The organism is Enterobacter sp. CM29, assembly GCF_013179605.1.
Taxonomy (GTDB): Bacteria; Pseudomonadota; Gammaproteobacteria; order Enterobacterales; family Enterobacteriaceae; genus Enterobacter; species Enterobacter intestinihominis.
Genome location: NZ_JABMCU010000130.1, coordinates 1 through 12859 on the forward strand (window position 1 = coordinate 1; position 12859 = coordinate 12859).

9 protein-coding genes are annotated in these 12859 nt (G+C 56.8%); 6 read left to right on the forward strand and 3 right to left on the reverse strand.

The window, feature by feature from the left end:
- Both HP459_RS15670 and HP459_RS15675 read right to left on the reverse strand, forming a co-directional pair.
- The coding region (locus tag HP459_RS15670) for an HAD-IC family P-type ATPase (RefSeq protein ID WP_171936451.1) at positions 1-1197 on the reverse strand (1197 nt) is incomplete at its 3' end.
- A gap of 47 nt (positions 1198-1244) precedes the next feature.
- Positions 1245-1676 (reverse strand): universal stress protein, encoded by a 432-nt coding sequence (locus HP459_RS15675; protein WP_023300514.1) that lies wholly within the window; start codon positions 1674-1676, stop codon positions 1245-1247.
- Positions 1677-2148: 472 nt separating this feature from the next.
- On the opposite strand from HP459_RS15675, the gene HP459_RS15680 reads away from it, so the two are divergent.
- The 3 genes from HP459_RS15680 to HP459_RS15690 are packed head-to-tail and all read left to right on the forward strand — an operon-like array spanning position 2149 to position 7258.
- Positions 2149-3234: an efflux RND transporter periplasmic adaptor subunit gene (locus HP459_RS15680; RefSeq protein ID WP_022648590.1), complete on the forward strand. Its 1086-nt coding sequence runs from the start codon at positions 2149-2151 to the stop codon at positions 3232-3234.
- The gene (locus tag HP459_RS15685; protein ID WP_155025687.1) at positions 3234-6296 is read left to right on the forward strand and encodes an efflux RND transporter permease subunit; all 3063 of its coding nucleotides are present in this window, start codon (positions 3234-3236) and stop codon (positions 6294-6296) included. Before HP459_RS15680 ends, HP459_RS15685 begins: the two co-directional genes overlap by 1 nt.
- A gap of 38 nt (positions 6297-6334) precedes the next feature.
- Positions 6335-7258, forward strand: coding sequence for an acyltransferase (locus HP459_RS15690; protein ID WP_160863192.1), 924 nt, complete (start codon positions 6335-6337; stop codon positions 7256-7258).
- On the opposite strand, the gene pagP is transcribed toward HP459_RS15690, so the two are convergent.
- Positions 7255-7830, reverse strand: a complete 576-nt coding sequence (gene pagP, locus HP459_RS15695; RefSeq protein ID WP_023300518.1) for a lipid IV(A) palmitoyltransferase PagP — start codon at positions 7828-7830, stop codon at positions 7255-7257. The genes HP459_RS15690 and pagP overlap by 4 nt on opposite strands.
- A gap of 256 nt (positions 7831-8086) precedes the next feature.
- Here pagP and shiA point away from each other — a divergent pair, with 256 nt between their 5' ends.
- From shiA to HP459_RS15710, 3 genes are all read left to right on the forward strand, one after another.
- A complete protein-coding gene (gene shiA / locus HP459_RS15700; protein ID WP_017383305.1) occupies positions 8087-9403 on the forward strand; it encodes a shikimate transporter in 1317 nt (438 codons plus the stop codon).
- A 76-nt stretch (positions 9404-9479) separates the two neighbouring features.
- Positions 9480-10934 (forward strand): AMP nucleosidase, encoded by a 1455-nt coding sequence (locus tag HP459_RS15705; protein ID WP_022648595.1) that lies wholly within the window; start codon positions 9480-9482, stop codon positions 10932-10934.
- A gap of 15 nt (positions 10935-10949) precedes the next feature.
- Positions 10950-12722: an aminopeptidase P family protein gene (locus HP459_RS15710; protein WP_048966841.1), complete on the forward strand. Its 1773-nt coding sequence runs from the start codon at positions 10950-10952 to the stop codon at positions 12720-12722.
- Positions 12723-12859 lie beyond the last annotated feature (137 nt).

The following is a 12859-nucleotide window of genomic DNA, read 5'->3' on the forward strand; positions in this document are numbered from 1 at the left end:
CAGCTGGCTGTCATTACAGAGATCGACGGTGCGCAGATAGCGCTCCAGCACAGACCCCTGGGTCACGGTTACCGGTGTTGGATCGTCAACAGGGTGAATATTGCCCACCGGCTCGTAGCTGTCTCCCTCCACGCGGTAGGTGGTGTCCGCGGTAATCACCGCTTTTACCGTCATCTCATTCATGGTCAGGGTGCCGGTTTTATCCGAGCAGATCACCGTCATCGCCCCCAGCGTTTCCACGGTAGGCAGCTTGCGAGTAATCGCCTTGCGACGCGCCATCGCCTGCACGCCCAGCGAGAGGATGATAGAGATAATGGCCGGTAAACCTTCCGGCACCGCCGCCACCGCAAGGCTAATCAGCGACAGCACCAGCTCTGATACGGGCATATCACGGAAGATAAGACTGAAAACGAACAGCGCCAGCATCATCACCAGAATGGTGATAAAAATGGTCTTGCCGAGCTTGTCCATTTGCACCATCAGCGGGGTACGGTGTTTTTCAATGTCCGACATCATCTGGTTGATATGGCCGAGTTCGGTCTCCCCCCCGGTCGCCACCACCAGCCCTTTTCCCCCGCCGGAGCTGACGGTGGTGCCAGAATAAAGCAGGTTGTAACGGTCGCCTAACGGCAACTCCCCGTGGAGCGCATCGCTGCTTTTCTCCACTACCGTGGATTCGCCGGTAAGAATAGCTTCTTCCACCCGCAGGTTGTGCGCCTCTATTACGCGAAGGTCGGCAGGAATGCGATCCCCGGCGCGTATCACCACGATATCTCCCGGCACCAGCGCTGTCGTCGGGATAGTTTCATGGTTGCCCTGCCGGATGACCACAGCCTCGCTGGAGAGCATATTACGAATGCTTTGCAGCGATTTCTCCGCATTGCTCTCCTGAATATGTCCAATCAGGGCGTTGATGATGGCCACCCCAAGAATGACAAACATATCCACCCAGTGTCCCATTATCAGCTTCAGCAGCGCCGCCGCCAGAAGGACGTAAATAAGGACATCGTTGAAATGGGCCAGAAAGCGCAGCCAGCCAGGTTTACCCGGTTTTTGCGGTAAGGCATTTTCACCGTATTTTTCCAGTCTGGCGGTGGCTTCTGCACTGGTAAGTCCGTCCAGGCTGGATTGGATATTTGTCAGGGTTTCATCAACGGTCTGTTGATAATACGGATGGTGAGGCTTTTCTGTTATCATCGTTCCTTCCTCGGGTTCTTTTCAGAAATCACCTTGCTTTCATGTCATTAACGAATAACGAAAACAGGAACATGTGCATAACGAACGATACTCGCCGCCTCTGACCCTAATAAATGGGTTTGAATATTGGGATTGCGCGACCCCACAATAATCGCGCCGACGTTAAGTTCATCCGCCAGTTTGATTACCTCATCACGTATATTCCCGCTGCGAACATGTAGATGGACATTTGCTTCCGGCAGGCTGATTTTTTTTACCAGCGCGGCCAGTTTTTCTTTAGCATTATTAATCATATATTCATCCATCTTTCTCGCGTCTGCAATAAAACCGCGGGTCAGTTCCGCCGAGAACTTTGGCATAACGTACAGCAGATGGACATTACCCGATGCGCTTTGCGCCAGGAATTGGGCATGCTGTAGCGCTTTATCAGACAACGCTGTTTCGTATACATCCACCGGCACCAGAATCGTTTTATACATATCAAGCATCCTTTTTATAACCAACACAACAGTGAGTGAATCAGGAGAGATCGCATCAAACCCATGGGTACAGGCGTGAATGCCTTTTACGGAAAAAAGGAATGGATGCTATTAAACGTAGCACAGGAATATCAGGATGTTATTCAAAGGGGATACGCTATCGTATCGCTTGTTTCGCCTGAGTATGTCACGCCACTAATAATGGTTATTTAACATTTATTTATTCACCGACTATGCTCATAGTCAGACATGCAACACGTTCATTCTCATTATCCCGCGCCACCTTCAACCTCATGGAGGAATGCATGTACGGTTTAAGCCTGATTCGCCTTGGTTTGTTTATTGCGCTTGCCATTATCGCCAGCACAGCAATCGGTTTATTTACCTATGTGGTCGTCTCGGCCCTGGCGGAATAGTGCCACCCCAGCATTGATGACGAAATAAATAAAACAATTATTATCAGGGGAATACTGTGAAGCGCTACCTCTCTCTTCTGCCTGCTGTTTTATTGCTGCTGACGGCGTGCGACCCCAAACCCGACCGCGCCGCGCCCCTGCCAAAAATGGTAAAAGTCGCAGAGGTGGTGAAGGCCGGCAACGCGCAGCAGCGCGTATTTCCCGCGCGTATCGAATCCGGCGACGCCACCGATCTCGCGTTCAAACGTGCCGGGCAGATTGAGACCCTGGACATTCGCCAGGGTGCCGTTGTCAAACAGGGGCAAAGGCTCGCCAGTCTTAACGATCGCGAAGCCCGGCAGCGTCTGAACGACAGGCAAACGGCGGCGACCCTGGCTCAGCGGCAATTCGACCGCTTCCAGACCCTGGCAGGACGCCAGGCCGTGTCGAAGGCCGAGATGGATGTCCAGCGCGCAAACCGCGATTCTGCAAACGCCGCGCTACAGATTGCTCGCGAGGAATTAAGCCAGATGACGCTCGTCGCCCCCTTTAGCGGGACAGCGGCCAGCGTACATGTGCGAAATCATCAGGTCGTCTCAGCCGGCCAGCCCGTCGTCACCCTGACCCGTACCGACCTGCTGGACGTGGTGTTCAGCCTTCCAGAGAACCTGTTTAACACCTTCGATATCCGCAATGCGCAGTACAAACCGGTAGTGAGGATCAACGCCCTGCCCGGTCGCGAGTTTACCGCTGTGTACAAAGAGCACTCAGGCAGTAGCGACAGCAACACATTGACCTGGCAGGTGATTTTAACCATGCCCCGCCCGGATGATTTTCCCGTCGTGGGCGGCGTCAGCGGAACGGTCACCATCAATTTAACCAACCTACCGGCGGGCGTGGGCAGTGAGGCGCTGGTGGTGCCGGTTGAAGCGGTCTTTAACCCGGATAACCGCCCGCGCAATGAGCCACACGTCTGGGTGGTGACGGGCGAAGGCGATACGTTGCACCTGGAAGATCGTAAGGTCAGCGTCGGGCAAGTCAGCGCTGAGGGGGTCGTCATCGTCGGTGGGCTTAAGGCCGGTGAACGCGTGGTGGCCGCAGGCGTTGGGGAGTTACATCCCAACCAGCCGGTACGTATCTGGACGCGTGAACGGGGACTGTAATGGATATCTCTCGTCAGTTTATCAGCAACCCGGTTCGCGTCTGGCTGACTATTCTGCTGCTGGGCGTAGGTGGCATTATTGCCCTGTTGAACATCGGCAGACTGGAAGATCCGGCGTTTACCATCAAAACGGCGGTGGTAATCACTCATTATCCGGGCGCGTCGGCGCAGCAGGTTGAGGAAGAGGTCACCCTGCCGCTGGAAAACGCGCTTCAGCAGTTACCTTACCTGGATAACGTCAGCTCCATCTCCTCCAGCGGCCTGTCGCAGATCACGGTCAATATAGCCTCGCGCTACCACTCAAATGCGCTGCCGCAAATCTGGGATGAACTGCGTCGCCGGGTGGGAGATGCCGCCCGACAGTTTCCACCGGGGGTAGTGACCCCGTTTGTGAATGACGATTTTGGCGATGTGTTCGGCTTTTTCTTTGCCATTTCCGGCGATGAATTCAGCAATCCGGAACTGGTCCGGTATGCCGAGCAGCTGCGCCGGGAGTTGGTCCTCGTGCCGGGCGTGGGCAAAGTGGCCATCGGCGGAGCCCTCACCCAGCAGATTAACGTGGACATTTCTCTGAGCAAAATGGCCGCGCGCGGGATTACGCTTAACCAGCTTTCTGCCCAGCTCAGCAGGCTGAACGTGGTTTCCAGCGCGGGAGAGATCCCCTCCGGTACTGAGTCAATTCGTCTGCATCCTACCGGTGAATTCGAAAGTATTGACGAGCTGGCCGATCTCATAGTGACCCCGCCCGGCGTTGGGGCGGCTACCCGTTTACGGGATATTGCCACCCTGTCACGTGGGCTGGATGCGTCCCCTGCCAGCATCTACCATGCCAACGGCAGAAAAGCCGTCACCATGGGCGTCTCCTTTATACCCGGCGTTAACGTGATCGACGTGGGACATGCCCTGGAGGCGAAGCTTGAGCAGATGTCAGCCGAGAAACCGGCAGGTATCCATATCGACCTGTTTTACGATCAGGCGGCGGAGGTCGGGCATTCCGTCAACGGATTTATCATTAATTTCCTGATGGCGCTGGCGATTGTCGTCGGTGTGTTGCTGATCTTTATGGGCTTACGCAGCGGGCTCATTATCGCCTTTTCCCTCGCGCTCAACGTGCTGGGCACGCTGCTGATCATGTATCTCTGGGGCATAGAACTACAGCGTATTTCACTGGGGGCGCTGATCATCGCCCTCAGTATGCTGGTCGATAACGCCATTGTGGTTGTCGAAGGGGTACTGATAGCCCGGCAGCAGGGCTCGCCTCTGCTTAACGCCATTAACGCTATTATTCGCCGCTCTGCGCTGCCGCTGCTGGGTGCGACGGTCATCGCCATCCTGGCTTTTGCGCCCGTCGGGCTGTCACAGGACTCCACCGGCGAATACTGTAAGTCGCTGTTTCAGGTGTTGCTGATTTCGCTGATGCTGAGCTGGTTCTCAGCCCTCACCATTACGCCGGTGCTGATTAAATGGTGGCTGTTTAAACATGACGCAGCACCGCCAGACGCCGACGAAACGGATCCCTACGACAAACGCATCTATCGGATCTACCGGGGTTTGCTCAATGCACTGTTACGGCGTAAAGCGCTAACGCTGATGGTGATGGCCGCACTGCTGGCTGCCGCCATCTGGGGCTTTGGCTCGGTGCGGCAGAACTTCTTCCCCTCATCCAGTACGCCAATTTTCTTTGTCGACCTCTGGCTCCCTTACGGGACCGACATTAACTGGACCGAGAAGATGACCGGTGATATCGAGAAAACCATTAACGGCCAGCCTGGCGTGGAAACTACGGTCTCGACGATTGGTCAGGGAAGTATGCGATTTATTTTGACCTACAGCGGACAGCGGCAGTACAGCAACTATGCACAAATCATGGTGAGAATGGACGACCAGCGTAACATCCCCGCCCTGACCCGCCACGTTGATGAGTACATTGCACGGAACTACCCGCAGGTTAACGCCAGCACGAAACGGGTGATGTTTGGCCCCTCCGGTGACAGCGCCATTGAAATACGTATTAAGGGCCCCGATCCGGACAGGCTGCGTCTGATCGCCAGCCAGGTAGACAGTATTCTTACGCGCGATCCGGCGACGGACAGCGTCAGGAACGACTGGCAAAACCGCAGCAAAGTGATCCGCCCGCAGTACGTCACCGCGCTGGGACGTGAGCTTGGCGTGGACAAGCAGGACGTCGATAACGCCCTGGAGATGAATTTCTCCGGCAGCCGGGCGGGACTGTACAGAGAAGGAAGCGACCTGTTACCCGTGGTGGTGCGCCCGCCGGAAAGTGAACGGCTGGACGCCAATCACCTGAATAACGTCCTGGTATGGAGCCAGACCCGTCAGCAGTATATTCCGCTGAGCAACGTCGTCAGCGGCTTCGCGCTGGAGTGGGAAGATCCGCTGATCCTGCGTCGCGACCGCTCGCGCGTGCTGACCGTGCAGACCGACCCTGACCCGCTAAGCCAGCAAACGTCCGGCGATATTCTCGCCCGCGTGAAGCCGCAAATAGATGCCCTGCCTCTGCCCCACGGCTACAGCATCGAATGGGGCGGGGACGCGGAGAACTCCAGCGAAGCGCAGCAGGGGCTATTTACCACGCTGCCGCTCGGGTATCTGGTGATGTTTGTGATCACGGTGCTGATGTTCAGTTCGGTGAAAAACGCCGTCGCTATCTGGCTGACCGTGCCGCTGGCGCTGATCGGCGTTACGCCCGGTTTTTTACTTACCGGGATCCCCTTTGGCTTTATGGCACTGATTGGCCTGCTGAGCCTGAGCGGGATGCTGATCCGCAACGGCATTGTGCTGGTGGAAGAGATTGAGCAGCAGAAAGCGCAGCAGGATCAGCACAGTGCGATCGTTTACGCCGCCACGTCGCGCCTGCGTCCCATCCTGCTCACCGCCTTTACGACCGTGCTTGGCCTCGCCCCCCTGCTGCTGGATGTGTTCTTCCAGAGCATGGCCGTTGTGATTATGTTTGGGCTTGGGTTTGCTACAATCCTGACGCTGCTGGTACTCCCCGTAATTTACGCGTGTTTTCATCGTAAGGACGAAGCTGAACAACAATGAATGCGACAGGGCTGAACATCATCAAGACGCTGGGCTGTATGACGGCGGTCACCTTCTTCACCATCTACAACACCTGGGACCATTACGATTATGACTATCACTGGATCCTCGGTTTTTTAACCTTCATTTCGACCATCGCCACGCCGTTGTTTTTTGTGGTTGCAGGGTATCTGGATGGGCAATCCCGACACGGCACGCGCTGGCAGCTTGATAAGATCAAAAGCCTGGTGATCGTCTTTCTGTTCTGGGTAACCATTTACTACCTGTGGGAGCCCTATCAGCGCGGATATCTTATCCAGCCCTGGTTCGTGTTCGCATTTGTCGTGATTTACACTTTTCATCCGGCGGTGGAGTGGCTCAGCCAGCGGCGAACGCTGTTTTGCGGGGTGATTGTCACCCTGCTGCTTTTCTCATACGGGTACGATTTGCTGTCAGCCCTCTATCCTGATGTCCACGTGCTTTCATTGTCGCCGCAGTATCGCCTGTGGACGTGGCTGCTGTTTTATCTGACGGGGCAGCTCTTTTGCGATCCGCAGATTGCGGCGTGGATCGGCCGCAAAAATGTGGTCAGGGCAGCGGTGATTGCCATACCGTTTATCTATCTCTTCACGTGGTTTTACGAACGGCATTTCTTTTTTGCGCTATTTAAAGCGGACAGAAACGCCTTTATCCTCACCGGATCGCAAATCTACATCCTGATTATTGCCCTGGTGATTGCGGCCAACGGCGTACGTTTTCGCCGCAATGCGGAGTTTAAAGAGTCCGTGCTGGCCGCCATTAGCAAAACGATGACCGGGGTCTATATCATGCACTACTCGGTGTTTCACCTGCTGACGGCGCTCATTCCGGTAACGTCCCTGAGCACCAAACTTGCTCTGATTGTGCTCACCTTTGTTACGTCCGTCCTGTTTTCGCTGCTGATTCTGTCCAACGCAGTGGCCAAAAAAGTGATCACACTTTAAAAGCCCAGGCGCAGCCAGGCAAACAGCACGTTGCCGTTGTTGTAGGTTCCGGGAATATAGGTGAACTGGACGGTGACGCGCTTATATCCGGCAGAGAAAAGCGGGAAGATAAACGGCAGCGGGACATAGTTAGCAAAGTCGTCGCGCGCGGTGATCCCCGCGGCGGCCCCCAGCCCCAGACGGAAATCTTTTGCGTTATCCAGATACCAGCCCTTTTCCCAGCCGTAGCCCATCGCGGGCTGCCACTCGTTATGTGAATCTTTAAACATCATGGCAAAGAGTGCGCTCCAGTTGCCCTCGTCGTTGTAGCGAGAAACGCCCAGTCCGCCGCCCCACGGCATTTCGTTGTAGTTATCCGTTTTCTCTTTGTCATACATAAAGCGGGCATGCCAGCTCAGAAACGGCAGGTAGAGATCGTAACGATCCGGCTGCTCCCATGTCTGGGAAATATCGTCTGTTACCGCATCCCACCAGCGGTGGATGCGCTGTTCGCCGTAGACTTTTGGCTCCGCATGCAGCGGCGAAGCCACCAAAAATAGGACTACCCAGAGTGCAGGAAAGAGGCGTTGCATCGTTATTCCCTCAGCTTACGTCACACAGCGATCTTTATTACTGTAAACCATTCAGCCCTAACCGGAGCCAAACAGGCTGATTTATATTGGGACCCGATAAGATGAAATTTATTGATTCTGCGCTTTCAGGAAAGATAAAAACGTTTTCTCAGGCCGTCTGTCGCGGTAGTCTCATACGTTCCGTCAATATGACGGCTGCAACGTGAGTGACCTTTTCTTATACCAATAATTAAAAATCAGTACAGACAGGACAACTATGGACTCCACCCTCATCTCCGCTCGCCGCAACGAGGAGACACCTTCGCTTAACCGCGCCCGCCGCGCCGCTTTAGGTAGCTTCGCAGGCGCCGTCGTCGACTGGTATGACTTTCTGCTCTACGGTATTACCGCTGCGCTGGTCTTTAACCGTGAATTCTTTCCTCAGATCAGCCCCGCCATGGGCACGCTTGCTGCGTTTGCCACCTTCGGCGTCGGTTTTCTGTTTCGTCCGCTGGGCGGGATAATTTTCGGCCACTTCGGCGATCGCCTTGGCCGTAAGCGCATGCTGATGCTCACCGTCTGGATGATGGGCATTGCCACCGCGCTGATCGGTATTTTGCCCTCCTTTGCATCGATTGGCTGGTGGGCCCCGGTGTTGCTGGTGACGCTGCGCGCCATTCAGGGCTTTGCCGTCGGCGGCGAATGGGGCGGCGCGGCACTGCTGTCCGTGGAAAGCGCGCCGAAGAATAAGAAAGCGTTCTACAGCAGCGGCGTGCAGGTAGGTTATGGCGTGGGTCTGCTGCTCTCCACGGGCCTGGTGTCGCTCATAAGCCAGCTCACGACAGACGAGCAGTTTCTGAGCTGGGGCTGGCGTATTCCGTTTATCTTCAGCATTGTGCTGGTCGTGGTGGCCCTGTGGATCCGTAACGGCATGGAAGAGTCGGCTGAGTTTGAGCGGCAGCAACGCGAAAAACCGGTCGCGAAAAAACGGCTGCCGGTGATGGAAGCGCTGGTGCAGCACCCTGGCGCTTTTCTGAAAATTATCGCCCTGCGCCTGTGCGAACTGCTGACGATGTATATCGTCACCGCCTTCGCCCTCAACTACTCCACTCAAAACCTCGGTCTGCCGCGGGAATTGTTCCTGAATATTGGCCTGGTGGTGGGTGGGATCAGCTGCCTGACCATCCCCTGCTTCGCCTGGCTGGCGGATCGCTTTGGTCGTCGACGGGTGTATATCACCGGGGCGCTCATCGGCACACTCAGCGCCTGGCCGTTCTTTATGGCGCTGGAGGCCCAGTCGGTCTTCTGGATTGTCTTCTTCGCGATCATGCTCGCGAACATCGCTCACGATATGGTGGTCTGCGTGCAGCAGCCGATGTTTACCGAGCTGTTTGGCGCAAGCTACCGCTACAGCGGCGCGGGCGTGGGATATCAGGTGGCGAGCGTGGTCGGCGGCGGGTTTACGCCGTTTATCGCCGCCGCGCTGGTGACGTTCTCCGGCGGGAACTGGCATAGCGTGGCGATTTATCTGCTGGCAGGTTGCCTGCTTTCTGCTGCCACCGCCCTGTTGATGAAGGAAACCGCGCACAGCTGATCTCCTCACTTTTGTTTCACAGGCGTGTGACATACTATCGGTTATAGCCGCACACCTGTGGAACAAGGAGACAGACATGAATAATAAGGGCTCCAGCCTGACCCCGGCTCAGGCGCTGGAAAAACTCGACGCGCTGTATGAACAGTCCGTCAATGCACTGCGCAGCGCCATCAGTGACTATATCGAAACAGGGAAACTTCCCGATGAAAAGGCCAGAACCCAGGGCCTTTTTGTTTATCCATCGCTCTCTGTCACCTGGGACGGCAGCGCCAGCAGCAATCCGAAAACCCGCGCCTATGCGCGTTTCACCCACTCCGGCTGTTACAGCACGACCATCACGCGACCTGCGCTGTTCCGCCCCTATCTGGAAGAGCAGCTTACCCTGCTGTATCAGGATTACGGCGCGCATATCAGCGTTGAACCGTCCCTGCACGAGATCCCTTACCCGTACGTAATAGACGGCTCAGCGCTGACGCTGGATCGCTCCATGAGCGCGGGGCTGACCCGCCATTTTCCGACCACTGAGCTGTCGCAGATTGGCGATGAGACGGCGGACGGGATCTATCACCCGGCAGAGTTTTCACCGCTGTCGCACTTTGATGCCCGCCGTGTCGATTTTTCGCTGGCACGCCTGCGCCACTACACCGGCACCCCAGCCGAACATTTCCAGCCGTTCGTACTGTTTACCAACTACACCCGCTATGTAGACGAATTTGTCCGCTGGGGCTGTAGCCAGATCCTTGACCCGGACAGCCCTTACATCGCTCTCTCCTGCGCGGGCGGGATCTGGATCACTGCCGAAACCGAAGCACCGGAAGAGGCCATCTCCGACCTGGCGTGGAAAAAGCACCAGATGCCCGCCTGGCACCTGGTCACCGCCGACGGTCAGGGCATTACGTTGATTAACATCGGCGTTGGCCCGTCGAATGCGAAAACCATCTGCGACCATCTGGCGGTTCTGCGCCCGGACGTCTGGCTGATGATCGGCCACTGCGGCGGCCTGCGTGAAAGCCAGCTGATTGGTGATTATGTCCTCGCCCACGCTTATCTGCGTGACGACCATGTCCTTGACGCGGTTCTGCCGCCGGACATTCCTATCCCGAGTATTGCGGAAGTGCAGCGCGCCCTGTACGACGCCACCAAAGAGGTGAGCGGCATGCCGGGTGAAGAGGTGAAGCAGCGCCTGCGTACCGGTACGGTCGTCACCACCGACGATCGTAACTGGGAGCTTCGCTATTCCGCCTCCGCCCTGCGTTTCAATCTCAGCCGTGCGGTCGCGATCGATATGGAAAGCGCCACCATTGCCGCGCAGGGCTACCGCTTCCGCGTCCCGTACGGCACGCTGCTGTGCGTGTCCGATAAACCGCTGCACGGCGAGATCAAACTGCCGGGTCAGGCGAACCGTTTCTACGAAGGGGCGATCTCAGAGCACCTTCAGATTGGTATTCGCGCCATCGATTTACTGCGTGCAGAGGGCGACAAACTGCATTCCCGCAAGCTGCGCACCTTCAATGAGCCACCGTTTAGGTGATACTAAGGACACAATATGCACACCACATCACCGCTTACGGCCCTGCGCCAGTGGCTACAGGACAATCAGCTCGACGGGATGATTGTGCCGCGCGCCGATGCCTGGCAGAGCGAATCTTGCGCACCGTATGATGCAAAGCTGGCCTGGCTGACGGGCTTTGACGGCTCGGCGGGGCTGGCGCTGGTACTGAAAGACAGAGCGCTGCTGTTTGTTGACGGACGCTATCAGGTTCAGGCCCGCGTACAGGTCAATCTCCACGAGGTGGAGATCCACCATCTGCACAACGAGCCGCTGGCCGAGTGGCTGGCGAAAAACGTTGCGGCCGGCACGCGCATCGGCTTTGATGCGCTGCTGATGACCAATGCAGAGTTTACGCGGCTCTCGGCCACGCCGTGCGAACTGGTACCGCTCGCGCGCTCTCCGTTCGATACCCTCTGGGTTGACCGCCCTGCCGCCCCCGCAGGGCTTATCCGCGAGATGCCTGTAGACATCAGCGGCGAAAGCAGCGCCGCCAAACGCCAGCGCGCCGCCGCCGTGCTTGCAGAGCACCGCGCGGATTATCTGGCCGTTACCCTGCCGGACAATATCGCCTGGCTGCTGAACGTGCGGGGCTCAGATATCCCCTTTTGCCCGGTGCCTCTGTCGTTTGCCCTGCTGAGCCGCGAGGGTGCGGTGGAATGGTTTGTGGATGACAGCAAGCTGAATGCGCTGCCGGATGCCGTGCGGAACGCCTTCACGATTGCGCCTCAGGAAGCCTTTATCCCGCGCTGTAGGCAGCTTGCGCAGGGTAAGCGGATCATGATCGATCCCGATTCCGCACCGGTGGCGTTACGCTTTGCGGTTGAACCTCAGGGGGAAATTATCTGGCAGACCGACCCGATCACCCTGATGAAAGCTACGAAAAACCCGGTGGAGCTGGCGGGCTATCGTGAATGTCATCACCAGGACGGTGCGGCATGGGTGAATTTCCTGGCCTGGCTGAGCCGGGAAGTTCCTCAGCGGGCCGCGTCGGGAATGCCGCTGACCGAGCTTGACGTGCAGGCGAAACAGCTTGCGTTCCGCCTGCAACAGCCTGGCTTTGTCGAGCCGAGTTTCGCCACCATTTCCGCTTCCGCGAGTAACGCGGCGATGTGCCATTACCACTCAAGCGAGGCCAGCAACAAGCCCATCGGCCACGACCACTTTTACCTGAATGATTCCGGGGGGCAGTACCGCAACGGCACCACGGACGCGACGCGTACCCTGGCCTGGGGAAAGGTCGATCCACAGCAGCGTTTGCACTACACCGCAGTGCTTAAAGGCTTCCTGTCGCTGATTACCCTTCAGTTCCCGTCCGGCACTCAGGGGCACCAGCTGGATGCCTTTGCGCGCCGTCCGCTGTGGGAGTTGGGACTGGATTACGACCACGGCACCGGTCATGGCGTAGGGCATCAGCTTCTGATCCACGAGAACCCGCACCGTTTTGCGCAAAAGGTCAACCCGTGGCCGCTGGTGGCGGGCAATATTATGACCATTGAGCCGGGTTACTACCTGGGCGATAGCCACGGTATTCGCATTGAAAACCAGGTGGAGATTGTCGAAAGCCGTCCGGGATTTTGTAAGTTTGCCTCGCTGACGCTGATCCCAATCGATTTAAGCCAGGTGGAGCTGCATCTGTTGAGCGAGTCAGAAAAACAGTGGCTGGATGAGTACCACCAGCAGGTACGAGAGGCGCTTTCACCCCGGGTGGACAGCGATGCGCGGCCGTGGCTGGTGGAGGCAACGGCGCCAATTCGTGTGAACGGATAGTGCGGCTTTTGCCGGGTGGTGGCTTCGCCTTACCCGGCCTACGATTCGATGTTTTTGTAGGTCGGGTAAGCGGAGCGCCACCCGACAATTTTACTGAACGCAGCAAAGCAAAAAGCCTGCTTTAAAAGCAGGCTTTT